Annotated in this window: 25 protein-coding genes and 2 tRNA genes; 8 read left to right on the top strand and 19 right to left on the bottom strand. The window is 69.7% G+C overall.

Going from position 1 to position 25,105, the window contains the following annotated elements:
* The first annotated feature begins 1 nt into the window (after position 1).
* Together DEJ28_RS05590 and DEJ28_RS05585 are read left to right on the top strand one after the other, a co-directional pair.
* On the top strand, positions 2–607 hold the full coding sequence (locus DEJ28_RS05590; protein ID WP_111115428.1) for a TetR/AcrR family transcriptional regulator: 606 nt from the start codon (positions 2–4) through the stop codon (positions 605–607).
* 93 nt (positions 608–700) lie between these two features.
* Complete coding sequence (locus DEJ28_RS05585) at positions 701–2,728, top strand: M3 family metallopeptidase (RefSeq protein WP_111115427.1); 2,028 nt, start codon at positions 701–703, stop codon at positions 2,726–2,728.
* A 346-nt stretch (positions 2,729–3,074) separates the two neighbouring features.
* Here DEJ28_RS05585 and clpX read toward each other — a convergent pair whose 3' ends face one another.
* A complete protein-coding gene (gene clpX, locus DEJ28_RS05580; RefSeq protein WP_111115426.1) occupies positions 3,075–4,355 on the bottom strand; it encodes an ATP-dependent Clp protease ATP-binding subunit ClpX in 1,281 nt (426 codons plus the stop codon).
* Between the two features lie 191 nt (positions 4,356–4,546).
* Between clpX and DEJ28_RS05575 the strand changes: the two genes are divergently transcribed.
* Together DEJ28_RS05575 and DEJ28_RS05570 are read left to right on the top strand one after the other, a co-directional pair.
* A complete protein-coding gene (locus tag DEJ28_RS05575; RefSeq protein WP_111115425.1) occupies positions 4,547–5,272 on the top strand; it encodes a YcnI family copper-binding membrane protein in 726 nt (241 codons plus the stop codon).
* Positions 5,273–5,337: 65 nt separating this feature from the next.
* A complete protein-coding gene (locus DEJ28_RS05570; RefSeq protein ID WP_111115424.1) occupies positions 5,338–5,964 on the top strand; it encodes a copper resistance CopC family protein in 627 nt (208 codons plus the stop codon).
* 73 nt (positions 5,965–6,037) lie between these two features.
* Here the strand turns inward: DEJ28_RS05570 and DEJ28_RS05565 are convergent, their stop codons facing one another.
* From DEJ28_RS05565 to DEJ28_RS05545, 5 genes are all read right to left on the bottom strand, one after another.
* Positions 6,038–6,697 carry an ATP-dependent Clp protease proteolytic subunit gene (locus tag DEJ28_RS05565; RefSeq protein WP_111115423.1) on the bottom strand — a complete coding sequence of 220 codons (660 nt, stop codon included), beginning with the start codon at positions 6,695–6,697 and terminating at the stop codon, positions 6,038–6,040.
* A 29-nt stretch (positions 6,698–6,726) separates the two neighbouring features.
* A complete protein-coding gene (locus tag DEJ28_RS05560; RefSeq protein WP_111115422.1) occupies positions 6,727–7,356 on the bottom strand; it encodes an ATP-dependent Clp protease proteolytic subunit in 630 nt (209 codons plus the stop codon).
* Positions 7,357–7,511: 155 nt separating this feature from the next.
* Positions 7,512–8,819 (bottom strand): trigger factor, encoded by a 1,308-nt coding sequence (gene tig / locus DEJ28_RS05555; RefSeq protein WP_181433690.1) that lies wholly within the window; start codon positions 8,817–8,819, stop codon positions 7,512–7,514.
* 52 nt (positions 8,820–8,871) lie between these two features.
* Positions 8,872–8,948, bottom strand: a tRNA-Pro gene (locus DEJ28_RS05550).
* A 57-nt stretch (positions 8,949–9,005) separates the two neighbouring features.
* Complete coding sequence (locus tag DEJ28_RS05545) at positions 9,006–9,317, bottom strand: hypothetical protein (RefSeq protein ID WP_111115420.1); 312 nt, start codon at positions 9,315–9,317, stop codon at positions 9,006–9,008.
* A gap of 66 nt (positions 9,318–9,383) precedes the next feature.
* Here DEJ28_RS05545 and DEJ28_RS05540 point away from each other — a divergent pair.
* Positions 9,384–9,454, top strand: a tRNA-Gly gene (locus DEJ28_RS05540).
* A gap of 118 nt (positions 9,455–9,572) precedes the next feature.
* Here DEJ28_RS05540 and DEJ28_RS05535 read toward each other — a convergent pair.
* From DEJ28_RS05535 to DEJ28_RS05485, 11 genes are all read right to left on the bottom strand, one after another.
* Entirely contained in the window at positions 9,573–10,412 is an 840-nt protein-coding gene (locus tag DEJ28_RS05535; RefSeq protein ID WP_111115419.1) for a DUF2382 domain-containing protein, read from the bottom strand.
* Positions 10,413–10,455: 43 nt separating this feature from the next.
* Positions 10,456–11,199, bottom strand: coding sequence for a hypothetical protein (locus tag DEJ28_RS05530; RefSeq protein WP_258368037.1), 744 nt, complete (start codon positions 11,197–11,199; stop codon positions 10,456–10,458).
* 179 nt (positions 11,200–11,378) lie between these two features.
* Entirely contained in the window at positions 11,379–11,783 is a 405-nt protein-coding gene (locus tag DEJ28_RS05525; protein WP_111115418.1) for a type II toxin-antitoxin system VapC family toxin, read from the bottom strand.
* A gap of 34 nt (positions 11,784–11,817) precedes the next feature.
* Entirely contained in the window at positions 11,818–12,366 is a 549-nt protein-coding gene (locus tag DEJ28_RS05520; protein WP_181433689.1) for a hypothetical protein, read from the bottom strand.
* A gap of 101 nt (positions 12,367–12,467) precedes the next feature.
* The gene (locus tag DEJ28_RS05515) at positions 12,468–12,758 is read right to left on the bottom strand and encodes a DUF1905 domain-containing protein (RefSeq protein ID WP_111115417.1); all 291 of its coding nucleotides are present in this window, start codon (positions 12,756–12,758) and stop codon (positions 12,468–12,470) included.
* A 157-nt stretch (positions 12,759–12,915) separates the two neighbouring features.
* Positions 12,916–13,899, bottom strand: coding sequence for an endo-beta-N-acetylglucosaminidase H (locus DEJ28_RS05510; protein WP_220034624.1), 984 nt, complete (start codon positions 13,897–13,899; stop codon positions 12,916–12,918).
* A gap of 88 nt (positions 13,900–13,987) precedes the next feature.
* Positions 13,988–17,011, bottom strand: coding sequence for an alpha-mannosidase (locus DEJ28_RS05505; protein ID WP_111115416.1), 3,024 nt, complete (start codon positions 17,009–17,011; stop codon positions 13,988–13,990).
* A gap of 73 nt (positions 17,012–17,084) precedes the next feature.
* Positions 17,085–18,464 (bottom strand): glycoside hydrolase 5 family protein, encoded by a 1,380-nt coding sequence (locus tag DEJ28_RS05500; protein ID WP_111115415.1) that lies wholly within the window; start codon positions 18,462–18,464, stop codon positions 17,085–17,087.
* Positions 18,464–19,285 carry a carbohydrate ABC transporter permease gene (locus DEJ28_RS05495; protein WP_502866952.1) on the bottom strand — a complete coding sequence of 274 codons (822 nt, stop codon included), beginning with the start codon at positions 19,283–19,285 and terminating at the stop codon, positions 18,464–18,466. The genes DEJ28_RS05500 and DEJ28_RS05495 overlap by 1 nt, the downstream gene beginning before the upstream one ends.
* 119 nt (positions 19,286–19,404) lie before the next feature.
* A complete protein-coding gene (locus DEJ28_RS05490) occupies positions 19,405–20,283 on the bottom strand; it encodes a carbohydrate ABC transporter permease (protein WP_111115414.1) in 879 nt (292 codons plus the stop codon).
* A 19-nt stretch (positions 20,284–20,302) separates the two neighbouring features.
* Positions 20,303–21,595 carry an ABC transporter substrate-binding protein gene (locus DEJ28_RS05485; protein WP_111115413.1) on the bottom strand — a complete coding sequence of 431 codons (1,293 nt, stop codon included), beginning with the start codon at positions 21,593–21,595 and terminating at the stop codon, positions 20,303–20,305.
* Between the two features lie 147 nt (positions 21,596–21,742).
* Between DEJ28_RS05485 and DEJ28_RS05480 the strand changes: the two genes are divergently transcribed.
* The 3 genes from DEJ28_RS05480 to DEJ28_RS05470 all read left to right on the top strand — a co-directional run bounded on the left by DEJ28_RS05480 (position 21,743) and on the right by DEJ28_RS05470 (position 23,458).
* Complete coding sequence (locus tag DEJ28_RS05480) at positions 21,743–22,774, top strand: LacI family DNA-binding transcriptional regulator (protein WP_111115412.1); 1,032 nt, start codon at positions 21,743–21,745, stop codon at positions 22,772–22,774.
* A 106-nt stretch (positions 22,775–22,880) separates the two neighbouring features.
* Complete coding sequence (locus DEJ28_RS05475) at positions 22,881–23,204, top strand: hypothetical protein (protein ID WP_111115411.1); 324 nt, start codon at positions 22,881–22,883, stop codon at positions 23,202–23,204.
* A 101-nt stretch (positions 23,205–23,305) separates the two neighbouring features.
* Positions 23,306–23,458, top strand: a complete 153-nt coding sequence (locus tag DEJ28_RS05470; protein WP_181433688.1) for a hypothetical protein — start codon at positions 23,306–23,308, stop codon at positions 23,456–23,458.
* Positions 23,459–23,490: 32 nt separating this feature from the next.
* Here the strand turns inward: DEJ28_RS05470 and DEJ28_RS05465 are convergent, their stop codons facing one another.
* Together DEJ28_RS05465 and DEJ28_RS05460 are read right to left on the bottom strand one after the other, a co-directional pair.
* Positions 23,491–24,384 carry an EamA family transporter gene (locus tag DEJ28_RS05465; protein ID WP_258368036.1) on the bottom strand — a complete coding sequence of 298 codons (894 nt, stop codon included), beginning with the start codon at positions 24,382–24,384 and terminating at the stop codon, positions 23,491–23,493.
* Positions 24,381–25,043, bottom strand: a complete 663-nt coding sequence (locus DEJ28_RS05460) for a response regulator transcription factor (protein ID WP_111115410.1) — start codon at positions 25,041–25,043, stop codon at positions 24,381–24,383. Before DEJ28_RS05460 ends, DEJ28_RS05465 begins: the two co-directional genes overlap by 4 nt.
* Between the last annotated feature and the right edge of the window lie 62 nt (positions 25,044–25,105).

Genomic DNA, 25,105 nt, shown 5'->3' with positions numbered 1-25,105 from the left:
GATGGCCAGCAGCACGACCTCGACCGGCACGGCCGGCACCGTCGAGCCCGACGTCCGGGCCCACATCGTCGGCGTCGCCGACCAGCTCTTCTACGCGCGCGGCATCCAGTCCGTCGGCATGGACGAGATCCGGACCGGCGCGAGCGTGTCGCTCAAGAAGCTCTACGCCGCCTTCCCCGGCAAGGAGCAGCTCATCGCCGCGGTCCTCAGCAGCCGCCACGACCTCTGGGAGCGCGGCGTGCACGGCGCGGTCGACGCCGCCGACACCCCGCGGGCGAAGCTCCTCGCGATGTACGACTTCCTCGAGTCGTGGTTCGGCGACGACACGTTCCGCGGCTGCGGGTTCATCAACGCGTTCGGTGAGCTCGGCGCGACCTCCCCCGCGGTCGCCGAGATCGCCCGCGCGCACAAGGACTCCTTCCAGCACTTCGTCCAGCGACTCACCACCGACGCCGTCGCCGACCCGGCCCTGGCCGAGGAGCTCGCGGCGCAGCTCGCGCTCCTCGCCGAGGGCGCGCAGACGACGGCGGCGATCGCCGGCACGACGGCACCGGCCGCGCACGCGCGACGGGCGGCCGAGACGCTCATCGACGCAGCGACGCACTGAACGCGACCAGCTGACGGCCTGGAGGCGCGGGGCGGCGCCGCCACGCGCCTCCAGTCCGTCAGCTCGCGGCGCGACGTCCGTAGGGTGGTTGCCATGGCAACCCCGTTCGACGTCCCGAACACCCTTCCCTACGCCCTCCCGCCGTTCCGCGACGTGCGGCTCGAGCACCACCGTCCCGCGTTCGAGGCCGGCATGGCCGAGCAGCGCGCCGAGGTCGAGGCGATCGCCGCTTCCACCGAGGCACCGACCTTCGAGAACACCCTCGTCGCCCTCGAGCGGAGCGGCCAGCTGCTCGCCCGGGTCAGCCACGTGTTCTTCACCCTGTCGTCGGCCGACTCGACGCCGGAGCTGCACGACCTCGAGGCCGAGGTCTCCCCGCTCCTCGCCGCGCACCGCGACGCGATCACCCTCGACAGCCGTCTGTACGAGCGTGTGGCCGCCGTCCGCGAGTCGCTCGGTGACCGGACGGACCTCACCGACGAGGACCGTCGCCTCGTCGAGCGGACCCACACCGAGATGACCCTCGCTGGCGCCGGGCTCGACGACGCCGGCAAGGAGCGCCTCACCGCGATCAACCAGGAGCTCTCGACCCTCACGACCACGTTCGAGCGGAACCTGCTCGAGGACACCAACGACCTGGCCGTGCACGTCACCGACGAGGCCGAGCTCGAGGGCCTCGACGACGGCGGGAAGTCCGCCGCCGCCGGAGCAGCCGGCGATCGTGGCCTCGACGGCTGGCTCATCACGCTGCCGCTCTACACCGGCCACCCGTGGCTGCCGTCGCTGGCGAACCGGGGCCTGCGCGAGCGGATCATGCGCGCCTCGCTCTCCCGCGGCCGTCGCGGCAACGAGCACGACAACCGCGACGTGCTCCTGCGGATCGTCCGGCTGCGTGCCGGGCGCGCCGAGCTCCTCGGCTTCCCGAACCACGCCGCCGTGGTCACCGCCGACGAGACCGCGAAGACGCCGGAGGCCGTCGACGGACTCCTCTCTTCGCTGGTGCCGGCCGCCGCCGCGAACGCCGACGACGAGCGCGCCGTCCGCTCGCGCATCGTCGGCTTCGACGTCGAGGCGTGGGACTGGGCGTACGCCACCGAGCTCCTCCGCGGCGAGCAGTTCGCCGCCGACAGCTCCGCGCTGCGACCGTACTTCGAGGCCGACCGGGTCCTGCGCGACGGCGTCTTCCACGCGGCCGGCGAGCTCTACGGCCTGACCTTCACGGAGCGCGACGACCTGCACGGGTACAACGACGAGGTCCGCGTGTTCGAGGTGCGCGACGAGGACGGTGCGGAGGTCGGGCTGTACCTGCTCGACCTCTACACGCGCGACGGCAAGCGCGGCGGTGCGTGGATGAACCCCGTCGTCGAGCAGTCCGCCCTGCTCGGCACGCTGCCCGTCGTCGTGAACAACCTCAACGTCGCGAAGCCCGCCGCCGGGTCGCCGACGCTCCTCATCCAGGACGAGGTCGAGACGCTCTTCCACGAGTTCGGGCACGCCCTGCACGGCCTCATCGCGCGGACGACCTACCCCCGGTTCTCCGGCACCAACGTCGAGCGGGACTTCGTCGAGTTCCCGTCGCAGGTGAACGAGATGTGGGTGTCGTGGCCGTCCGTGCTGGCGAACTACGCCAAGCACCACGAGACCGGTGAGCCGCTGCCGCCGGAGCTCGTCCTCGGACTGAGCGACTCCGCCGGCTTCAACGAGGGCTTCGGCACGACCGAGTACCTCGCCGCCGCGCTGCTCGACCAGGCGTGGCACCGGCTCTCCGCCGAGGAGGCCGCCGCGGTGACCTCCGTCGAGGACTTCGAGCGGGACGCCCTCGCGTCCGCGGGCATCGCGGTCGAGGCCGTGCCGCCGCGGTACTCGTCGACGTACTTCGCGCACACGTTCTCGGGCGGGTACGACGCCGGGTACTACGGCTACATCTGGTCCGAGGTGCTCGACGCCGACACCGTGGAGTGGTTCCGTGAGAACGGCGGACTCTCGCGCGAGGCCGGTGCGCGCTTCGCGTCGCGCCTGCTCGGCGTCGGCGGGGCGAAGGACCCGCTCGAGGCGTACCGCGACTTCCGCGGGCGTGACGCCGAGGTCGGGCCGCTGCTGCGTCGCCGCGGGCTCGAGTAGGCCGCGCGGCGGGTGGGGGCTGGGGGCTGGGGCCGGGGGGCTGTTCCGCGCGTAGGAGGCAGAACCGCTCGTAGGAGGCAGAATCGCGCATAGGAAGCCGGAATTTCCGACCTCCTACGCGCGAAACCGCTTCCTACTGCACGCGCTATGGGACGGATCGCTCGCCGAACCCCGCGCCGCGAACAACGAAAGTCACCCCGAACCGCGGGATCGCACGGTTCGGGGTGACTTTCGTTGTGCGGAGCACCCCTCGGCCACGAACCCCGGACACACGGAGGGCCCGCACCGTTCCCGGTGCGGGCCCTTCCCTGTCGAGCTGAGCAGGATCGAACGCAGTGACGCCGGACTACGCCGACTTCTCCACACGCTTCGCCCTCGGCCGCGGCACGATCGTCGGCGCCGCGTTCTCGAGCACCGACTCGCGGGTGATGACCACGCGCGCGACGTCGTCGTCCGACGGGACCTCGAACATCACCGGCCCGAGTACCTCTTCGAGGATCGCGCGGAGCCCGCGAGCACCGGTCTGGCGCAGCACGGCCAGGTCGGCGATGGCCTCGAGCGCACCCTGGTCGAACTCGAGCTCGACGCCGTCGATCTGGAACATCCGCTGGTACTGCTTCACGAGCGCGTTCTTCGGCTCGGTCAGGATCCGCATGAGCGCGGACTGGTCGAGCTGCGACACCGTGGTCACGACGGGCAGACGACCGATGAACTCGGGGATGAGCCCGAACTTGTGGAGGTCTTCCGGCAGGACGTCCGCGTAGAGGTCCTGCTGGTCGAGCGGGCTGTGCAGCGGAGCGCCGAAGCCGATCCCCCGCTTGCCGACGCGCGACGACACGATCTCCTCGAGCCCGGCGAACGCCCCCGCCACGATGAACAGGACGTTCGTCGTGTCGATCTGGATGAACTCCTGGTGCGGGTGCTTCCGACCGCCCTGCGGCGGCACCGAGGCGACCGTGCCCTCGAGGATCTTGAGCAGCGCCTGCTGCACGCCCTCGCCGGAGACGTCGCGCGTGATCGAGGGGTTCTCGGCCTTGCGCGCGATCTTGTCGACCTCGTCGATGTAGATGATGCCGGTCTCGGCACGCTTCACGTCGTAGTCGGCGGCCTGGATGAGCTTGAGGAGGATGTTCTCGACGTCCTCGCCGACGTAGCCGGCCTCGGTCAGGGCAGTGGCGTCCGCGACGGCGAACGGCACGTTGAGCCGCTTCGCCAGCGTCTGCGCGAGGTACGTCTTGCCACAACCGGTCGGGCCGATCAGCAGGATGTTCGACTTCGCGATCTCGACGTCGTCGCGGTCTTCCGCCGCGGTGATCTGTCCCTGCGCACGGATGCGCTTGTAGTGGTTGTAGACGGCCACGGCCAGGGAGCGCTTCGCCGGGTCCTGCCCGATGACGTACTCCTGCAGGAAGTCGAAGATCTCGCGCGGCTTCGGCAGCTCGAAGTCACCGCTGGCGGTGTCCTCGCCGGCTTCGGCCAGTCGTTCCTCGATGATCTCGTTGCACAACTCGACGCACTCGTCGCAGATGTACACGCCGGGTCCGGCGATGAGCTGCTGGACCTGCTTCTGGCTCTTGCCGCAGAAGGAGCACTTGAGCAGGTCAGCGCTCTCTCCGATGCGTGCCATGACGGTGCCCTCCCTGGTTGACCGAGGCAGATCCATGACCTGCCCGACTGTGGACGAGCCTAATCGCAACCGGTGACACCGACTGCGACGCCGAGCCGCATTCCGCCAGCGCGTTCGCCCAGGGCGTTCGATCCTGCTACCGTGTCCACGACTCCTCTACAACTTGTAGAACTCCGCCCGGAAGGAACCCCATGCCCAAGCGTCTCGCCGTCGTCAGCACCGCGACCCTCGGCGTCACCGCTGCCATCGTCCTCGGCACCGCCGGCATGGCCAGCGCCCACGTCTCGGCCACCGCGACGGTCACCGCCGCGAACGCCTACACGACCGCGACGTTCTCGGTCCCGCACGGCTGCGACGGCTCCCCCACGACGAAGATCGAGTTCCAGGTGCCGGAGTCGGTCATCGAGGTCACACCGACCGTGAACCCGAACTGGACGATCACGAAGGCGACGGCCAAGTACACCAGTCCGTCCGCCTCCGCCGACGACGAAGCGGCCGAGGACGCCGGCGAACGCGTCACCAGCGTCACCTACACGGCGAAGACCCCGCTCCCCGCCGACGAGCGCGACACCTTCCAGCTCTCGTTCTCCCTGCCGGACGGCAAGCCCGGTGACCTCGTCGAGTTCCCCGCGCTGCAGACCTGCGAGCAGGGCAGCGTCGAGTGGAACCAGGAGCAGCAGGCCGGCGCCGCCGAGCCGGAGCACCCGGCGCCGTCGATCACCCTCACCGCGGCCGAGGCCACGGACGACGACGGCGACCCCATCGCCGCCACCCCGACGGCCGAGGCCGCCGGCACGAGCACGTCGGCCGACCCCGACCTCGTCGGACGCTTCCTCGGCCTCGGTGGCCTGGTCCTCGGCGCGGTCGCCCTCGTCGTCGCCGTCGCGAACACACGTCGCCGGAGCGCCTCCAAGTGACGTCCTGGTCACGCCGGACGCGCGGCCGCCGGTCGAATCGTGGCTCCGCACGGGCCTGGAGGATCGTGGCCGGGTCCGCAGCGGCCCTCGCGATCGCCGGTGGTGCGGTCCTCGGTCTCGCCGGCCCCGCCAGTGCACACAACTACATGATCGCCTCGACGCCGAAGGTCGACGGCACCCTGACCGCGCTGCCGAAGGCGTTCGAGATCACGACGAACGACAAGCTGCTCGACATCGGGGGCAGCGACTCCGGCTTCGCCTACCGGATCGTCGGTCCGGACGGGAAGTACTACGAGGACGGCTGCCTCGACGTCGACGGCCCGTCGATGACCACGACGGCTGCGCTCGGGGACTCCGGCAAGTACACCGTCGAGTGGCAGATCATCTCCGCCGACGGGCACACCGTCTCCGACGAGTACACCTTCACCTGGGACGCCCCGGCCGGGTTCACCCCTGCGACGGGCAGCGCGAAGCCACCGGTGTGCGCCGCCGACGACGCCTCCGGGGACTCGAGCGCGACCACCGGCACGGCGTCGGGGACGACGGACTCCGCTTCGTCCGACGCACTCTGGATCGGCGCCGGAGGCATCGTCCTCGTCGGCGTGGTCGTCGCCGTCCTGCTGCTCCTCCGCCGCCGGCCCACCCCCGCGACGGACGACGAGCCCGACCAGGACGAGCCCGCACAGGACTGAGCCCACCAGGGCCGCCCCCGAGCGCACGAGAAGGGCCCCGCACCGATCGGTGCGGGGCCCTTCTGCGGCAGTGCTACTTGACGAGCGCCGGCAGGTTCTTGCGGCTCGTGAGGACCTGGTCGATCAGGCCGTACTCGAGTGCCTCCTGCGCGGACATGATCTTGTCGCGCTCGATGTCGTTGTTGACCTGCTCCGGCGTGCGGTTCGAGTGCTTCGACAGCGTCTCCTCGAGCCAGGTGCGCATGCGGAGGATCTCCGCCGCCTGGATCTCGATGTCGGACGCCTGGCCGCCACCCTGCTGGACAGCGGGCTGGTGGATGAGCACACGGGCGTTCGGCAGTGCCAGACGCTTGCCGGGGGTGCCGGCAGCGAGGAGCACCGACGCGGCCGAGGCCGCCTGGCCGAGGCACACCGTCTGGATCTGCGGACGGATGTACTGCATCGTGTCGTAGATCGCCGTCATCGCGGTGAAGGAGCCACCGGGCGAGTTGATGTACATCACGATGTCGCGGTCGGGGTCCATCGACTCGAGCACGAGCAGCTGTGCCATGACGTCGTCCGCCGAAGCGTCGTCGACCTGGACGCCGAGGAACACGATGCGGTCCTCGAACAGCTTCGCGTACGGGTCCTGCCGCTTGTAGCCGTAGGCCGTGCGCTCTTCGAAGCTCGGCAGGATGTACCGATCAGTGGGGGCCGGGACGTTCTGCGCGCCACCGAGCATGGGGAGGTGCATTCTCGTTTCCTTCTCTTCGGTGGGTCGGGTCAGGACTGGGCGTCGGGCTCGGCCGCGTCGGTGGGGGTCTCGCCGTCGCCGACGGTGCCACCGCCGCCGATGACCTCGGTCGACGACGCACGGAGGTGGTCGACGAAGCCGTACTCGAGGGCTTCCTGCGCCGTGAACCAGTTGTCACGGTCGTTGTCCTTGAGGACCTGCTCGACCGACTTGCCGGTCTGCTCCGCCGTGAGCTCGGCCATCCGCTGCTTCATGTCGAGGATGACCTTCGCCTGCGTCTGGATGTCGGCAGCGGTGCCGCCGAACCCACCGGACGGCTGGTGCAGGAGCACACGCGCGTTCGGGGTGATGTAGCGCTTGCCCGGCGTGCCCGACGAGAGCAGGAACTGCCCCATCGACGCGGCGAGACCGATGCCCACCGTGACGATGTCGTTCGGCACGAACTGCATCGTGTCGTAGATCGCCATGCCGGCGGTGATCGAACCACCGGGCGAGTTGATGTAGAGGTAGATGTCCTTCTCAGGGTCCTCGGCGGCGAGCATCAGCAGCTTGGCTGCGATCTCGTTCGAGTTGTCGTCGCGGACCTCGGAGCCGAGCCACACGATCCGGTCTCTCAGAAGGCGGTCAAAAACACTGGGGTTCAGTGTTGCTTCGGCCATGGAAAAGCTCCCGTTCAGTTGTCGCTTGATGTCGAACTTATCGGTTGCAACGCACCACTTCGCGTCTGTTCGCTGACGGCAATGCGGTGGCCCAGAAACGGACTGGAGGCGCGGTGCCAGCTGGCACCGCGCCTCCAGTCAGAAGGTGGTCGCGACTACTCGGCGTCCTCCGCCGGACCCTGTGCCACGCCCGCCGTGAAGGCGGAGAGGTCCACGGCGTCACCGTTGGTGTCCTTGACGGTCACCTTCGCGAGGACGGTCGCGACCGCCTTCGAGCGGGCGACCTCGCCGACCATGCCCGGGATCTGCCCGTTCTGGTCGATCACCTTGATGAACTCGCCCGGCTCCATGCCGTACTGCGCAGCAGCCTGGATGAGGTACTGGGTGAGCTCTTCCTGGGAGACCTGGATCTCTTCCTTCTCGGCGATCGAGTCGAGGAGGATCTGCGAGCGGAAGGCCTTCTCGCTGGACTCGGAGACCTCCTTGCGGTGCTCGTCGTCCTCGAGACGGTTCTCCTGCTCGAGGTGACGGTGCACCTCGTCCTCGATGAGCTTCTCCGAGATCGGGATGTTGACGTCCTCGATGAGCTTCTCGACGAGCTTGTCGCGAGCCGCGGCGCCCTGACCGAAGGTCTTGGACTTCGCGATCTGCTCCTTGAGGTCCGCCTTGAGCTCGTCGATCGTGTCGAACTGGCTCGCGATCTGCGCGAACTCGTCGTCGGCCTCGGGGAGCTCGCGCTCCTTGACGGCGGTGACGGTCACGGCGATCTGGGCGATCTCGCCCTCGCGGTCGCCACCGACGAGCTTCGACTCGAAGGTGGTGGACTCGCCGGCGGTGAGGGACTCGAGCGCCTCGTCGACGCCCTCGAGCAGGTCGCCCGAACCGATCTCGTAGGAGACGCCGGTGGCCGAGTCGACCTCGTCGTCACCGATCGTGGCGGTGAGGTCGATCTGCGCGAAGTCGCCCGTGGTCGCCGGACGGTCGACCGTCACGAGCGTGCCGAAGCGGGTGCGGAGGTTCTGGAGTTCCTCGTCGATCTCCTCGTCGGAGACCTCCACCGCGTCGACCGTGAGCTCGTACTCGTCGTACGCCGGCAGGTCGAACTCGGGACGGACGTCCACCTCGAAGGTGAGGACGAGGTCGCCCGTGAAGTCGTTCACGTTCGGGAGCTCGGCGACGTCGGCCTCGGCACGACCGAGGATGCGCAGCTCCTGCTCCTCCACCGCCTGGCGGTAGAAGTTGTCGATCGCGTCGCCGACGGCGTGGTTCAGGACCTCGCCGCGGCCGACACGCTGATCGACGATCGCCGGCGGGACCTTGCCCTTGCGGAAGCCGGGGATGTTGATCTGCTCGGCGATGTGCTTGTACGCGTGGTCGATGCTCGGCTTGAGATCGTCCGGCGTGACGTTCACGGTGAGCTTGACGCGGGTGTCGCTCACCTTGTCGACGGTGCTGGTGGCCAAGGGATGTTCTCCTGTTGGTTGACGTTCGTGTGGTCGGTGTGTCTCGAAGACCTGGTCGGGGCGACAGGATTTGAACCTGCGACCTCCCGCTCCCAAAGCGGGCGCTCTACCAAGCTGAGCTACGCCCCGTGTGACTGGGCCAGGGGTGTGCGCCCACGCCGGCAGGCGCACGCGACGCCGATGAGTCTAGCGGTCCCCGGGTGCTCGGTTCCCGGCAGCTTCACGGTCGTCCGCCGCGTCGCGTCGCAGGTCCGCACGCCACCGCACCCCGACGACGACCTGCACGGCCAGCGCGGACACCCCGAGCACGATGCCGACGACGATCCGCCAGACGTGCAGGAGTGCGTGCGCCGGCTGGGTCTGCGGGTCCCCGAACAGCTCCGGACGCAGCGAGAACGCCACCGCCGCGAGGACCACCAGTGCGTACGAGAGCATCCGGGACCGCTTGATCCGCCGGGCATCGGACGTGGTCGGCGGGAGCGTGACGCGTGGGGGCATGTCGCCTGTCTGGTCCGTGCTCGTTCGTCCGCTACGATGATGGGGCTGCGCCTGGTGCGCAGGCGCGGGGATGTAGCTCAATGGTAGAGCCCCAGTCTTCCAAACTGGCTACGCGGGTTCGATTCCCGTCATCCCCTCTGTACTGGAAGGCGCTTCGCGCCGGGTCGTCGGTTTCTCGTGCTCATGACGACGGGCGGTGATCGCTTCGCTCCCCTCCGCACGGGTGACCGACCGGCACTGCGCCGAGCGGCACGGTCAGGGGCGGGTGTCGCCGTCCTGGTCGAGCTCGATCTCCTCGTGGGACACGTCCTCGGTGACCTGCTGCTGCTCGGCGTGGGTCTCCGTGCCGAGCTTCACGCGCTCGACGGGGACCGTCTCCTTGTCGGCGACGACCTGCTCCTCGCTGAGGGTCACCGCGTGCTCCTCCTCGCTGAGGGCGGGTCCGTCGGTCGCTGCGCCGACGTTCGCGTCGGTGATCGGTTCCCGTTCGAGGGTGACCTCCTCGTGCTGCACCGGGACGGTGACCTGCTGCTGCTCGGTGACGATGTGCTTCCGGAGCCGTGCACGACCGGTCTGCACCGTCTCCGTGCCGACCGTGAGGCGCTCCTCCGAGCGGGTCATCGCGTCGTCCGTGTCCGGCCCGGACGTGTCGTGTCCGGCCCCGGTGACCACGCCGCTCCCGGTGCCGTTGCCGGCGTCGGCACCGCTGTCACGGTCGTTCGTGTCCGAACTCGTCGGGCTACCCGAACCGCTGTCGCCGGCCGTCCCGTGATCCGTGCCGCCTCCGCCGAGGCCGTAGTAGTCGAAGATGCGGTCCTGTTCCTGCTCGCTGAGGTCGCCGTCGGCGTCGATGCGTGGTGCGTCCTTGACCCTGGCCTTGTCGTACTGCACGCGGAGCTCGTCGCCGCTGAAGCTGGCGTCCTGCAACGGTACGAACGACTCGGCGCTGCCGAACAGTCCGGTCGAGACGGACGCGAACAGCGGCTGTCCGGTGCTGTTGTCGAGGTAGACCTGCTTCACGGTGCCGACCTTGTCGCCGGTCGGGTCGACGACCTTCGCGTCGAAGAGGCTGTTCGCGGTGCTGCTGTCGATCATGGTGTGTCCTTCGGTTGCCGTGCTTGTCGTGCTGGACGGTGTGTCAGCGGCCGAGTCCGACCCGGTCGACCTTGCGGTGGTAGCGCATCCCGGCGATGCCGCCGAGGATCGCGCCGACGAGGCTGAGGACCGCCACGATGGCGACCGTCACGATGCCGGTGACGGTGAGCGTGCCCTCGTCGATCGGGATGCGCGGGAAGCTGTTGAGCTGCCCGAGGATGTTGAACTGCGAGCCTGCGACCGCCGCCACGACGGCGACGACGATCGCGATCACGACCGCCCAGATCCACACCGCGATGCCCTGCTTCACACCGGCGAACCGCGCCATGCGGCCGGCGACGTAGCCGCCGCAGAAGTAGGCGACGAGGAGGATCACGGCGAGGACGATCGCACCGACGATGCCGACGACGTCCCCGTTCTCCGTCACGTTCTCGGCGGCGTCGTTGACGTCACCGTTGTTCGTGCCGAGGCCGACTCCTGCGCCGACGGCACTGAGGATCGCGGTGAGGAGGACGGCCGTGCCGGTCGCGGTCAGCCATCCGAAGAAGGCCGAGCCCCACTTGAAGCCGCCGAACTCCTCTTTCTCGCGGTCGACGACGACTTCGCGATCGGTTCGTGCGTGGTCGTGGTCGCGATCGTGGTCGCGGTCGTGGTCGTGGTCGTGGTGCGAGCGCTTGTCGCCCGGACGCTCGACGGGAACCGCGTTGCCGGCCGGGACCGAGTTGTCGACCCGGTCGTCGCCGTTGTTCGAAGTGGTTGACCCTCGCGGGCCGGTCGGGTCACTCATGACTCTCTCCCCTGGCTCCACGGTGCTACGGACCTGTAGCTCCGACAGCGCTCACCCAACGCGCTCGAACACGGGACGGCCTTCAGGGTCCCCGGACCGGCGGCCACATCGGTACAGAATGCGCGACGGCACCGCGAGCCGGCTCGACGTGGGCGCTCTGCGGTCCGCGCTCGGGCGCCTCAGCGCGTGGCGACGAGGGCGCTCGTCGGGGTGACGGGGATCATGTCGGTGGCGGCCGAGCGCAGGAGCGGGTCGTCGGTGACCAGCGTGTCGGCCTGCAGGACCGCGACCGCGAGGTACTCCGCCGGCCCGACCTCGTCCCAGCCGAGCCGCGCCGCGATCTTCCACGCCGTCGATCGCGACACCCGGTCCCCCAGCAGCCGGATCCGCAGTCCGGCGAGTCCGTCGAGCTGTTCCCGCGCCGCCCGCTCGTCGAGATCGCCCGCGCGGAACCGCCGGTAGAGCGCCGCCATCACCTGCGATCGGAGGACCGCCGGGCCCACCAACTGGTCGGAAGCGTCGACGACGAGCTCACCCCGGACGATCCGCAGGGCCACGTCGGCGTCGATCGCGTACCTCGTCATGCGGGCAGTCTGCTCCCCCGCATCACATCCGTGGCTACGCGCGGACTGCCCGTCGGGGATCGGCTTCGATCTCCTGGCGCAGCATCCGGTAGTGGTCTTCCCATCCAGGCGTCCCACTACCGGCCACGTGCAGCGCGGTTCGGACCGCGCCGAGGCCTGCCTCGAGCGCGCGGACCTCGCTCGCCGCCTCGACGTTGAGCGAGAAGATCACGGTCTTGCTGGAGAGGTCGACAGCGATGTCCTGGTCGACGACCTCGTCCACGTCGAAGAAGGCGTCAGCGATCGTGTCGAGGTCGGCTTCGATGGTCGCGACGTCAGCATCAGGCGCCTCACACTCGAGACGGAGGAAGTAGTTCGTCATGATGACCTCCAGGCACCAGCAGTCTAGGCGTGAGCAACGGTGCACGAGGTTGGCCAGGTATCGGGGATTCGACGGCGTGAGATGGACCATGTGCAAGTGCACGCCGCACGGACAGAGCCCCTTGTAGTACTTCTTGCCCTTCACGAACCTCCACCCTCGGGCCTCCGCCGACCGCATGAAACGTTCGATGTCCTTCTTCGGATGCCGCGGACGTTCCACCATTTCCCACCCCTCCTCGGCTTGCCACCGTAAGGAGGAGAAGGAGCGCGCCGAGGCGGAGCGGGTCGACTGCGGAAAGGTGCGTCCCGTCCACAACCCCGTGCCTACGGGTCGCCGAGTCCGAGGGTGAGCATCGGGTGGTCGCCGAGCTCGACCCGGGCACGACGACGCTCCGCGGCCCGGAGCGGGACCAGGTACCCGCCGTCCTTCGGGAACAGGGACGTCGTCCACGTCACCCGACCGATCGTGACCCGAGCCGGGATCACGCCCCAGCCGTACGTGAGCATCGGCGCGAGGTCGTGGATCACCTCGGCGGCGTCCGGCGGGACGACGGCGTAGAAGAACGGCGCCGGCCCGCGCCACTCGATGACCTCGCCGCTGAACTCGAGCTCCACGGGGTGATCGTACGACGCGGGCCTCGCACGGTGCGAGAGGGCGCGAACTCGGTGCGAGGTTCCGTACTCGGTGCCTCGCGCTCGGGGTCGCACCACGTACGCAACCTCGCACGAGGCGAGCACCCAGCCGAGCGCGACCCGCGCGACGGACGCGACGTCAGCGGTACGTCGCGGCCTGCCCGTAGAGGACGGCGGTGAAGGACGAGACGTAGGCGGACTCGTCGCCTCCAGGCAGGTTGTACGTCATGAAGACGCCGTACCCGTCGGCCTTCGTGCGCTCGGCGAGCGACACCGCCGTCGCCTGCGGGGTGTTCTGGATGTCGACGGCGGCGGCGGACAGCGCCGACTTCGACAGCCCCGGGATCGACGGCGCCGAGTAGGAGCCGTAGTACGGGTTCCAGGCGTAGTCGAGCTGCGAGCCGATGGCGCTGCTCGACGTCGACAGCGCGGACGACGCCGGGCCGATGTCGTAGAACGAGATGAGCTTGCCCGGCATGTCGGCGCGCAGGGCGCTGATGAGCCACCCGATGGACTGCTGGTTCGGCTGCGGCGTGCCGTTCGTGCCGTAGTCCGAGTACTCGTCGTCGAGGTCGACCCCGTCGAGCCCGTACTTCGTCACCGTGGCGGAGACCTGGGAGGCGAAGTCCTCGGCGGCGGCCTGGGTCGGGAAGTTCGCGATCCCCGCACCCTGGTGGTTGCCGAGGATCGACAGCGATACCTTGATCCCCTTCGCCTGCAGCGGCCGGATCTGGGTGGCGGCGTCGTCGAGCGTCGCCTGCACCTTGTCGTTGTTGGACAGGACGGCCTTCGTGCCGTCCCAGTTGATGTTCGACGCGAAGATGATCGCGACGTCGAACGCGTTCGCGCCGTTCGCGAGCGTGTACCGGCCGACGTTCGAGAGTTCGTCGTTGTTGACCTCGACGTACGCGATGCTCGTCGGACCGGTCTTGGTCGGCGCGGCGTGCGGCTGTTTCCCGTGACCGACGCCGCGACCGACAGCGTGACCGACGCCGTGCGCCGCACCCTTGCCGTGCTCGATCCCGGTGGGCGACGGCGCCGCGGACGCCGCTGCCGGCACCATCGGCGCTGCGACCATCGCGACGATCGCCGCGGCGATGCCGAACTTCATGGACTTCTTCATGTCACTCCTCGTCGAGTGGATGACCACGACCGCGGATGCCGTCGTGTCGCCCGGGCCGGCCCACCCGAAGGGCCGGCCCGGGACGTTCTCATGCGCGCGGGAACCGGAAGGTCCGCACCTCGTAGGCGTCGACGGGGAACGCCGCGACGCCGTCCGTGACCGCTGCGACGCCGGGGAGCGCGTCGTCGGCCTCTTCGAGGAGCGTGACCTCGACCGGCTCGCCGAACGGCCCGTCGACCGCGATGCCGCCGGTGCCCCGACGCCCGACCGGTTCGTACACGCGGACGACCAGGTCGCCGGAGCGGTCGTCGGCGAGCTTGACGCTCGACAGCACGACGTCGCCGGAGACCTGCACGAGCGGGTCGAAGCCGTGCGCGCCGGTGACTGCTCGAGCACCGGCGTTCATGCGGACGCCGGCGGCGGTGGCGCCGAGCTGGTCGGTGCCGATCACCATGCCGAACCGGTGCGTCTGCACGCCCTGGTCGGTCTCGGGGTCCGGGAACCGCGGCGCGCGCAGCAGCGACAACCGGATCGTCGTGGTGACGTGGCCGTCGACGGCGTCGCGGGTGACGTCGAATCCGTGGATGGACGAGTTGACGAGGGCGACGCCGAAGCCCGGCTCCTCGGCGAGGACGTAGCGGTGCATCGACGTCTCGAACTTCGCGGCCTCCCACGAGGTGTTCGTGTGCGTGACCCGCTTCTGCGCGCCGAACTGCGTCTCGGCGACGGTGTGCTCGGCGCGGACGTCGAGCGGGAACGCCACCTTGAGGAACTTCTCGGTCTCGTGCCAGTCGGTGCTCTGGTCGAACTCGAGGGTGCGGGAGTCCGGCGCGAGGATGATCTCCTGCGTGACGGTCGACTCGCCGAACGCGCGCTGCACGACGACCTGGGCGACGCCGTCGGCGCCGACGGACGCGGTCAGACCGGTGAGGTCCACCAGGTCCTCGACGCGGTTCCGGTAGAACCGGTCGACGTCCCACGCGTCCCACATGTTCGGGAAGTCCTGGTGCAGCTGCAGCAGGTTCGCCGCCTGCCCGGCAGCGATCGCGTCCCGCCCTGTGGACAGGTCGACAGCGCTCGTCACGAGTCCCTGCGCGTCGACGACGACCCGCACGAGCGCGTTCGACAGCACGTACCCGCCGTCCTGGTCGGTGACGGTCACCGGGGTCGGCTCCGCCACGTCGGTCGCCAGCACCGCGCCCTGCGCGGGTGCACCGGCCTGGAGGAACGGGGCCGGGTTGACGACGACCGCCCGGTCGCCGTGACCGGCCAGTGCCGACAGCGCCGACTCGATGACCGCGGTGAGCCGCACCGCCGTCTCGGCGTACTTCGCGACCGCTTCGCGGTGCACCCAGGCGATCGAGGTGCCCGGAAGGATGTCGTGGAACTGCTGCAGGAGGACCTGCTGCCAGAGCGCGTCGAGTTCGTCGTACGGGTACACGAAGTCGGTCCGTGCCGCGGCGGTCGCCGCCCAGAGCTCGGCCTCGATGAGGAGCTGCTCGCTGCGGCGGTTGCCCTGCTTCGTGCCGTGCTGCGAGGTCAGGGTCGCACGGTGCAGCTCGAGGTAGAGCTCGCCGACCCAGACCGGCGGGTTCGGCAGTTCGGCCTTCGCCCGGTCGAAGAACGTGTCGGGGTGCTCCCAGCGGACCTTGGCGCTGCCTTCGAGGTCGGCGAGGCGCTTCGCGGTGCCGGTCATCTCGCGGGTCGTGCCGCCACCGCCGTCGCCCCACCCGACGGGCGCGATCGAGCCCGTCGCGAGGCGGTTCTCACGGAACTGCCGAGAGGCCTTCGCCACCTCGGAGCCGCTCAGGCGCGAGTTGTAGGTGTCCATCGACGGGAAGTGCGAGAACACCCGCGAGCCGTCGATGCCCTCCCAGAGGAACGTGTGGTGCGGGAACTTGTTGACCTGGTTCCAGGAGATCTTCTGCGTGAAGAACCACTCGAAGCCCGCACGGCGCATGAGCTGCGGCAGCGCCGGGGAGTACCCGAAGCTGTCCGGCAGCCAGACACCCTTCGGTCGGATCCCGAACTCGCGCGCGAAGAACCGCTGCCCCTGCGAGAACTGCCGCACGATGCTCTCGCCGGTCGGCATCACGGTGTCGGACTCGACCCACATGCCACCGAGCGGCACGAACCGGCCGGCTGCGACGGCGGCCTTGACCCGGGCGTAGACCTCGGGGCGGTGTTCCTTGATCCACGCGTACTGCTGTGCGCTCGACATCCCGTAGAGGAAGTCGTCGGTCTGGTCGATGAGCTCGGTCATCGTCGAGCTGGTGCGGGCGACCTTCCGGATCGTCTCGCGCACCGGCCAGAGCCAGGCCGAGTCGATGTGGGCGTGGCCGACGGCGGAGATCGTGTGCGCGGAGGCCTCGGCGGGCGCGGCGAGCACGTCGGCGAGCGCCGCGCGGGCATCCGGTGCGGTCTCGGCGATGTGCTGCAGGTCGAGCCGGTCGAGCGCGTCGTCGAGCGCCTGCAGGATGCGCATCCGCCTGGGGCCCTCGGGGAGTTCGGCCTGCAGCTCGAGCAGCACGTCGATGTCGAGCGACAGTTCGTGCACCTCGGACTCGAACACCGCCAGGTCCATCCGCCGGCTCGTGTAGAGGCGCTTCGGCGAGGACGTCTCGATGTCGCCCTCGTGCGTCACGAGGAAGGGGTGGTAGTCGAGCAGGACGGGGTTCGACGCCGCCTCGACGAAGAGTTCGACGGTCTCGCCGCCCTCGGCCCGTTCGGTGAGGAGCACCCACTGGTTCCGGGGGTTGATCGACTTCACGGGGGTGCCGTCGGCGAGGTACACCAGTCCCTCGCACTGGAAGCCCGGCATGTTCTTGTCGAACCCGAGGTCGATCACGGCCTCGACCCGTCGGCCGGCCCAGGCGTCCGGCACGGTGCCGGTCAGCCGGAACCAGGTCGTCCCCCAGGCGGCACCCCACGTCGTGCCGACCTCGTACGGCGCGAAGTCGAGCTGCAGTCCCTCGGTCGGTGGGATCGGCTCGCCCGGCAGCTCGTGCCAGGAAGCGTCGAGCGGGGTGGCCGTGGCGTGCACCGCGGGCAGGATCCGCTCGTCGAGGACACGTCGTGCCCGGCCGGTGGTGAGGGGGATGTCGTCGTGCATGGGGACCTTCCTGGTGACGGGAGGGCCGGCGTCGGTGCCGGCGGAGGGCGGAGTGCTGGGAACGAGGAGCGTGTCAGGACATCGTCGCGGGGTGCGCGACGGTGAGGGTGGTGGTGTCGAGGTCGGCGGGCACGTCGACGCAGCGGGTGATGCCGCGTGCTGCGAGCAGGTCGGTGTCGGCGAGCCGGGAGCGGAGGACCACCTGGGGTCCCCGGCCGTCCGGCGCGGTCGTGGCGAGGTCGAGCCAGGCGGCGGCGAACCGGCCGCCGGGAGCGCAGTCCGCCCGCACGCCGTGACGATCGGCACCGTCCGGCATGACGTCGTCGAGGACGAGTGCGGTGGGCGGCGGCGTCCGGTCCCCCGCGCCGGCCCCGGCGCCTCCCGCTGTCGCTCCGGCACGGGCCATCGCGGCGAACGCCTCGCCCGCGGGCTTCACGCGGCCGTCGTTCGTGAACAGGCCGAGGTCGTACTCGAGCTCGGGGAAGTCCGCCAGCGACCGGGACACGTCGTGCGAGCACCACCAGGTGACGCCGAGCACGTGCTGCGCGTCGAGGACGTGCCGGATGGTCTGCTCGGTGAACGAGGCGGCGTCGGCGGGCGCGATGACGTTCGTCGGGGCGCCGACCTCCTGCAGCCAGTTCGGCCGTGCGGGATCGCGGTTCCAGGCCGCGGCGAGCTGGAGGAGGTACTCGCCGTGCCGGACCGATCCGGGCCCGAGGGCGCCGTGCAGCGCCGCCGAGCCGTTGAACACCCACGAGTGCGTCACCGTCGCGTCACCGTGGTCCGACGCGTGCTCCGGGCCGAACGGCTGCGCGTCGTCGTACCAGGCCGCGTCGTACTGGGCGACGGTGACCAGCGGCCGTGGACGCGACCCCGTGCCGGGGGCGGTGGACGGGGCGGGGGCGGGCCGTGCCTCCAGGCCGCTGTCCAGGCCGTCCCGTGCTGCCGAGACCATCGCCGCCGCCCACGCGTGGCCCTGCTCCGCCGTGATGTCGTGCGGGGCCGGGTGCGGCGCGTGCGCGAACTGGTTCACCTCGTTGCCGATGGTGATGCCGAGCAGGTTGGGCTTGTCCGCGACCGCTGCGGCGAGCGCCCGCACGTACGCGGCGGTCGACGCGACGACGTCCGGGTCGGTGAACATGTTCCGCCGGTGCCAGCTGTCCAGCCAGGACGGCACGAAGTCGAAGCTCGACAGGTGCCCCTGCAGGGCGTCGACGTTGACGTCGAGGCCGAAGGACCCGGCGATGTCCACCACCGTGGCGACGTCGTCGAGTGCCTGCTGCCGGATGAGGGACCGGTTCGGCTGGACGATCGGCCAGAGCGGGAAGATCCGCACGTGGTCGGCGCCGAGCGACGCGATCGCCTCCAGGTCGCGCGCGGTGTCCGACGGGGAGAAGTCGAGCCACGAGTGGAACCAGCCGACGGAGGGGGTGTGGTTGACGCCGAAGCGCATCAGCCCTTCACCCCGCCCTCTTCCACGCCCTTGAAGAAGAAGCGCTGGAGAACGGCGAAGATCACGGCGATCGGGATGAACGCGATCATCGTGCCCGCGGCGATCATCCGCTGGTCGGTGGCGAACGTTCCCTGCAGGTACTGCAGCCCGACGGTGAGCGTGAGGTTCTCCGGCGACTGCAGCACGATGAGCGGCCACAGGAAGTCGTCCCACGCGCCGATGAACGAGAAGATCGCGATGACGGCGATGGTCCCCTGCACGGCGGGCAACGAGATGTAGCGGAGTCGCTGCATCGCGTTCGCGCCGTCCATCACGGCGGCCTGGTCGATCTCCTCGGGGATCTGCCGGAACGCGTTGAACATGAGCAAGACGTTGAGGGCGGCGATCATGCCGGGCAAGGCGACACCGACCAGGTTGTCGGCGAGGCCGAGGTCCTTCACGGTGACGAACTGGGAGATGATCGTCGCCTCGCCCGGCAGCACCAGGGTGGCGAGGAAGAGTCCGAGGACGAACTTCCGGAACCGCCACTGCAGGCGTGCGAGGGCGAAGCCGGCGAGCGTCGCGAACACGATGTTGCCGAACACGTCGATCGCGGCGACGAGCAGCGAGTTGCCGATGTACCGCCAGACCGGGATCGCGGCGGCGACCTTGAGGTAGTTCTCGATCGTCGGCTGCGACGGGATGAACGACGGGTTCGCAGTGTAGATGTCCTCGCCCGCGCCCTTGAGCGAGGTCGACAGCTGCCAGAGGAACGGCCCGACCGTGATGAAGAGGACCAGGATCAGCAGGACGTAGCGGACGACCTTCTCACGGGTCGACATGACGCCCCAGACGCGCTTGCGGCGTCGCTTGGGCGCTTCCGGCCCGGGCACGTCGGGGGCCGGGACGGCTGACCCGAGCGCGCCCCCGAGGACGGGTTCCGAGGTGGTGGTCGTGTTCGTCACTTGTCCGCCTTGCTGTTCATCCGCGCGAGGGCGAGCATCGGCACGAGCGTCACGACGAAGAGCAGGAGGCTCAGGGCCGACGCGTAGCCGAGGTTGCCGGTGAAGCCGCGGGCGTACTGCTGGATGAGCATCACGAGCGAGTTGTCCTGCCCGCCCGGTCCGCCGGTGCCGTTGGTGAGGATGTAGAGCTCGCTGAACACCCGGAGCGCGGAGACGCAGACCAGGATCCCGACGAGCGTCATGGTCCCCCGGACGCCCGGCATCGTGACCGACCAGAACCGACGGACGGAGCCCGCGCCGTCGAGCGCGGCTGCCTCGTGCAGGTCCTTGCCGACGTTCCCGAGCGCCGCGAGGAAGATGATCATGTAGTACCCGAGGCCCTTCCACACCGTGAGGCTGATGGCGCTGATGAGCAGCAACCAGCGGTCGGTGAGGAACGGGATGCTGCCCTGGACCACGCCGAGTGCCTGCGCGATCTCGTTGACGACCCCGCGGTCGTCGAGGATCCACGTCCAGATCAGCCCGACGACCACCGCGGAGGCGATCACCGGCGTGTAGTAGGCGGTGCGGAAGAAGGCGATCCCGGGCAGCTTCTGCTGCACGAGCACCGCCATGAGGAGCGGGAGGACCGTCAGGAGCGGCAGGCAGATGGCCATGTAGATGACGCTGTTGAGCAGCGCTTCCCACACCTGCGGGTCGGCGAGCAGGGTCTCGAAGTTCTTGACCCCGACCCACTGGCTCACCCCACCGAGCGGGCTGGCGTTGGTGAACGACAGCCGCACCGTGTTGATCGACGGCCAGAGGCTGAACCCGACGAGCCAGACGAGTGCTGGCAGGACGAGCAACCAGGGTGTGAACCAGCGGTTCGCGCGCATGACGGTCCTCCTGTTCCGACTAGCCGTTGGCCAGCAGGCTGTTCATCTTGGTCTGGGCCGTCTGCAGCGCCTTCTCGGGTGCCACCTGGCCCTTCATGGCGAGGGCGATCTGCTGGTCGAGGAAGTCGGTCATGGCGGAGTTCGCCTCGACCGGGTTGAGGACCTTCGCGGTCTTCAGGGCCTCGTTCGCCAGGACCCGGGCCTCGCCGTTCACGGTGCCGTCGTCCTTCGAGAAGTACGGGTCGGACTGCGACGACGTGGTCGACGGGAAGATGTTGACCTGGTGGGCGAACGCTTCCTGGTTCTTCGCGTTCGTCATGTACTTCGCGAACGCCTCGGCGGTGGCGAGGTGCTTCGACTTCGACGAGACCGACAGTCCCTGCACGTAGAGCGGCGGGGTGTCGAGCGCCGGGCTGACCGTGACCTTGCCCTTCAGCGACGGGTTGTTCTTCTCGAAGTCGGCGAGCGACGTCGCGCCGCCGGTGGTCCAGGCGACCTTGCCCTGCGTGAACAAGGTGGAGTTGCCGAGGTAGTCGCTGTTGAGCACGTTGGAGGGCATGTAGCCGTCCTGGTACGCGTCCTTGTAGCGGTCGATGAGGTCGGCGGCCTTCGAGGAGTCCGCGAAGGTGAACTTCGTGCCGTCGGCGTTGAGCACCTTGACGCCGGCGAGGGTGAAGTCGCCGAGGCCGGGCTTCCGGCTCATCAGGTAGTCGGTCGGGCAGTTCTCGTGCATCGTCTTCGCCTGCGTGAACAGCTCGTCCGTGGTCTTCGGCGGGTTCTTCGCGTCGAGCCCGCACTTGGCGAACATGTCGCTGTTCCAGTAGTCGACGTCGGTGTTGAGGTACCAGGGGTACCCGAACGTGCCGTCGACGCCCTTGTACTTGTACGAGTCGAGCGCGCCGGAGACGTAGGTGCTCGAGAGCTTCGCGTCGTCCTTCGCGACGTCCTGCAGGAACCCGCGCTTCGCGAGGGGCAGGGCGATGTCCGGCGGCAGGTTGATGACGTCCGGGAGCGAGTTCGACGAGGCCTGGCTGAGCACCTTGTCGGCGTACCCGTCGCCGGGCTGGTCCTGGAGCTTCACCTTCGCGTCCGGGTGGGCCTTCTCGAAGCCCTTGATGACGCCGTTGAGGTAGTCCGTGTAGGTCGGCGTGAGGGCCCACGTCTGCAGGGTGATGTCGCCGCTGATGTCCCCGCCGCCGTTGTCCGCTCCGCTGCTGCCGCTCGAGCACCCGGTGAGGACGAGGGCGGTGGCTGCGGCTCCGGCGAGCAGCGCGATCGCGCGGCTCGTGGTCGTTCGTGTGGTCGGTCTCATCGCGTCGGACTCCCTTGTGCTGACGATGTCTGCTGACGGTGCTGCTCTGCTGACAGTGCTGCTGCTGCTGCTGAACCGGTTGAGTGGATCGCACGGAACCGGTACGTGGCAGCGACTATGAACGACTAAAGCGCTATAGTCAACCCCGTGGCCACCAAACGCCGGACGACGATCGCCGACATCGCGGCGCGTGCCGGCGTGTCCATCAGCGCGGTCTCGTTCGCGCTCAACGACCGCCCCGGCGTGTCCGACGAAACCCGTCGCCGGGTGCGTGAGATCGCCCACGAACTCGACTGGCAGCCGCACACCGCGGCCCGGGCGCTCGGCGGCGCCAGGGCCGGTTCGATCGGCTTCGTCCTCAACCGTCCGGCCCGGACCCTCGGCACCGAGTCGTTCTTCGGCGACCTCATCTCCGGCATCCAGCTCGGGCTCGCCGGCAGCCACGTCGGCATGAACCTGCTCGTCGCCCGTGACGCCGCCGAGGAGCTCGAGACCTACCGCGACTGGTGGCGCGGGCACCGGGTCGACGGCGTGATCGTCATCGACCCGCGGCGCCACGACGACCGACTCGCGCTGCTCGCCGACCTCGGGATGCCCGCCGTCGTCGTCGGTTCGCACCCCTCCCCCGAGGGCGCGGCGCCGACCGTGTGGATCGACGACTCCGACGCGACCGACACCGTCCTGCGGTACCTGCACGCGCTCGGACACCGGCGGATCGCCCACGTCGCCGGCCGGCCGGAGTTCGAGCACACCGCGATGCGGATCGACCGCGTCCGCACCTTCGCCGCCGCCGAGGGACTCACCGACGCCCTGTCGATCCCGACCGACTACTCGGCCGACGCCGGTGCGCGGGCCACACGGACCCTGCTGTCCCGGAGCACCCGGCCCACCGCGATCGTCTACGACAACGACGTGCTCGCGGTCGCGGGACTCGGGGTCGCGAGCGAGATGGGGGTCGCGGTGCCGGGGGACGTCTCCATCGTGTCGTTCGACGACTCCGCGATGATCCGGCTCGTCCGTCCCGCGATCACCTCGCTGACGCGTGACACCGTCGAGCTCGGGCAGCGCGCCGCGACGCTCCTGCGCGAGCAGATCGACGCCGGGGTCACCCTGCCGTCGCGCCCCGGGCCGTCGCTGACGCTGAGCGTCCGCGAGTCAACGGCCCGCGCACAGCCCTGAGACGGCGGGCCGCGCAGTCCGGCCGACACGCCGATCCCCTGTCACGAGCGCGCGGATCAGCCGCGGCCGACTTGACTCGGATTCGAACACACGTTCGAATACTCTCGTGGGACGGCGTCGCGAGAACCGGTGGCAGCCCCCGGAGCACCCGGAGGTCGAGCGCCCGCGCGCCTACTCGCTCTCCGAGGACGCCCGCGGTCCGGACGCCTGCCACGCGGTCACCCCGGTGCCGGTGTGGGCGTGGATCCAGTTCCCGACGTTCCACGTCCGGGTGAAGGCCTTCGCGAAGAGCTGGACCCGCGATGCGGTCCTCGTCGAGTGGGCGCAGTTCGGGCAGCAGGCGAACGCGTGGGTGTGGCGTTCCGCCGTGAAGCACCGCACGTTGCGTGCCGACGCTGGTCGGCGCAGTCCGCAGAACGCACCGCATTGACTTCCCTCGGCATGACGAGGATCGTTTGGCGAACACCGGTTCAGCAAGTAACTCGATGATCGAGACATTCGGTCGGAGTGCTGGACGGGAAGGAGGCACCAATGAAGAGGAACGAGGTGCCGTCCTGGGCTGCCCACGTGCTCACCCCGCCCGAGGTCATCGCGGCCTACGTCGAACGGCGGGTCAACGACCCGGCGCTCCTGACGGGTGAGCGCTCGGAACCCACGTACGCGGACTTCCTCCGCGACGAGTAGACGGGTCTTCCTGGAGGCGCGGATCGCGTCCGTCACGACGGAACCGGATCCGCGCCTTCGCTTCTCACCCCTCGCCCGCGTCGCGCGGACAGCGTCACGCCGACACTCGCCGCGGTGACGCACGCGAGTGCGACGATCTCGAGCGGCGCGAGTCCCTCGTGCAGGATCGCCAGGCCGGCGAGCGCCGCGATCGCCGGGCCGAGGCTCTGCAGCACGCCGAACACCCGCGTGGGCATCCGGCGGAGCGCGAGCATCTCCAGCGCGTAGGGCAGGACGCTCGACAGCACCGCGACGGCGCCGAACACGACGAGCAACACGGGCTCCCGGACGACGCCGTCGACCGCGGACCGGAGTCCGAACGGCAGCGCGACGACCATGGCGACGAGCATCGACACCGCGAGCCCGTCGACCCCGGGGATCGCCGCACCGACGTGCCGGTTCATCACGATGTAGCCGGCCCAGCACGCGGCGGCGAGGACGGCGAACACGACGCCGCCGACCGCGGTGACGGCCGCCGGTCCGACCCCGAGCAGCACGACCCCGGCGAGCGCGAGCACTGCCCAGGTGACGTCGCGCCACCGGCGGGTGTGCACGAGGGAGAGGGCGAGCGGGCCGAGGAACTCGATGGTGACGGCGACGCCGATCGGGATGCTCGCGAACGCCACGTAGATGAAGACGTTCATGCCGCCGAGCGCCAGCCCGAGACCGATCGCGCCGAGCCACTGCGCGCGGGTCCAGTGCCGGACCCGGGGCCGGACGACGAGTGCGAGGACGATCGCGCCGATGACGAGCCGGAGCGTGGCGGCGCCGACGGACCCGACGTCGTCGAAGCGGGTCTTCGCGATCGCTGCGCCGATCTGCACGGACACCATCGCGGCGAGCGCGAGGACCGGTGCCGGAAGGCGGTTCACCAGCGCGTTCGTCATCCGAGGTAAGCGAGCACGGCGAGGACGCGACGGTGGTCCTCGCCGGTGTCCTCGAGCGCGAGTTTGCCGAAGATGCTGGAGATGTGCTTCTCGACCGCACCGGTGCCGATGACGAGCGCCCGGGCGATGGCCGCGTTGGTGCGTCCCTCGGCCATCAGGCCGAGGACCTCGCGCTCCCGCGGGGTGAGCGCTTCGAGCGGGTTGCGGCGACGGCTCATGAGCTGCGTGACGACCTCAGGATCGAGCACGGTGCCACCGGCGGCGATCCGCCGGACGGCGTCGTCGATCTCCTCGAGCCGGGTGACGCGGTCCTTGAGGAGGTACCCGATGCCGGTCGCGCCGGCGGCGAGGACGTCCTCGGCGTAGGTGGCCTCGACGTACTGGGAGAGCAGGAGGACCCCGGTGCGTGGCGCCAGGCGGCGGGTCTCGACGGCGGCGCGGACGCCCTCGTCGGTGAAGGTCGGCGGCATCCGGACGTCCATCACGACGACGTCGGGGGCGTGCTCGGGCAGCGTCGCGAGGAACGAGACGGCGTCGGCGTACTGCCCGATGACGTCGATGCCGGCCTCGTCGAGGACCCGCGTGAGCCCTTCGCGCAGCAGCACCGCGTCGTCGACGACGACGGCCCGGATGCGTGCTGCATCCGGGCCGTCGCTCATGCCGACCAGCCTAGTGGGAGCGGTGCCGCCCGCCCCCACTGCGTCCCTGACCGTGGCGTCAC

It is taken from the genome of Curtobacterium sp. MCPF17_002, from assembly GCF_003234115.2.
Classification (GTDB): domain Bacteria; phylum Actinomycetota; class Actinomycetes; order Actinomycetales; family Microbacteriaceae; genus Curtobacterium.
Note: the sequence above shows the minus strand (reverse complement) of the source record. Positions and strands in the feature narration are given on the sequence as shown.

Coding starts and splice junctions, on each gene's coding strand:
- DEJ28_RS05590 (WP_111115428.1), top strand. CDS start 2: ATGGCCAGCAGCACGACCTCGACCGGCACGGCCGGCACCGTCGAGCCC.
- DEJ28_RS05585 (WP_111115427.1), top strand. CDS start 701: ATGGCAACCCCGTTCGACGTCCCGAACACCCTTCCCTACGCCCTCCCG.
- clpX (WP_111115426.1), bottom strand. CDS start 4,355: ATGGCACGCATCGGAGAGAGCGCTGACCTGCTCAAGTGCTCCTTCTGC.
- DEJ28_RS05575 (WP_111115425.1), top strand. CDS start 4,547: ATGCCCAAGCGTCTCGCCGTCGTCAGCACCGCGACCCTCGGCGTCACC.
- DEJ28_RS05565 (WP_111115423.1), bottom strand. CDS start 6,697: ATGCACCTCCCCATGCTCGGTGGCGCGCAGAACGTCCCGGCCCCCACT.
- DEJ28_RS05560 (WP_111115422.1), bottom strand. CDS start 7,356: ATGGCCGAAGCAACACTGAACCCCAGTGTTTTTGACCGCCTTCTGAGA.
- DEJ28_RS05545 (WP_111115420.1), bottom strand. CDS start 9,317: ATGCCCCCACGCGTCACGCTCCCGCCGACCACGTCCGATGCCCGGCGG.
- DEJ28_RS05535 (WP_111115419.1), bottom strand. CDS start 10,412: ATGATCGACAGCAGCACCGCGAACAGCCTCTTCGACGCGAAGGTCGTC.
- DEJ28_RS05530 (WP_258368037.1), bottom strand. CDS start 11,199: ATGAGTGACCCGACCGGCCCGCGAGGGTCAACCACTTCGAACAACGGC.
- DEJ28_RS05525 (WP_111115418.1), bottom strand. CDS start 11,783: ATGACGAGGTACGCGATCGACGCCGACGTGGCCCTGCGGATCGTCCGG.
- DEJ28_RS05520 (WP_181433689.1), bottom strand. CDS start 12,366: ATGGTGGAACGTCCGCGGCATCCGAAGAAGGACATCGAACGTTTCATG.
- DEJ28_RS05510 (WP_220034624.1), bottom strand. CDS start 13,899: ATGAAGAAGTCCATGAAGTTCGGCATCGCCGCGGCGATCGTCGCGATG.
- DEJ28_RS05505 (WP_111115416.1), bottom strand. CDS start 17,011: ATGCACGACGACATCCCCCTCACCACCGGCCGGGCACGACGTGTCCTC.
- DEJ28_RS05500 (WP_111115415.1), bottom strand. CDS start 18,464: ATGCGCTTCGGCGTCAACCACACCCCCTCCGTCGGCTGGTTCCACTCG.
- DEJ28_RS05495 (WP_502866952.1), bottom strand. CDS start 19,285: ATGTCGACCCGTGAGAAGGTCGTCCGCTACGTCCTGCTGATCCTGGTC.
- DEJ28_RS05490 (WP_111115414.1), bottom strand. CDS start 20,283: ATGCGCGCGAACCGCTGGTTCACACCCTGGTTGCTCGTCCTGCCAGCA.
- DEJ28_RS05485 (WP_111115413.1), bottom strand. CDS start 21,595: ATGAGACCGACCACACGAACGACCACGAGCCGCGCGATCGCGCTGCTC.
- DEJ28_RS05470 (WP_181433688.1), top strand. CDS start 23,306: ATGAAGAGGAACGAGGTGCCGTCCTGGGCTGCCCACGTGCTCACCCCG.
- DEJ28_RS05465 (WP_258368036.1), bottom strand. CDS start 24,384: ATGACGAACGCGCTGGTGAACCGCCTTCCGGCACCGGTCCTCGCGCTC.
- DEJ28_RS05460 (WP_111115410.1), bottom strand. CDS start 25,043: ATGAGCGACGGCCCGGATGCAGCACGCATCCGGGCCGTCGTCGTCGAC.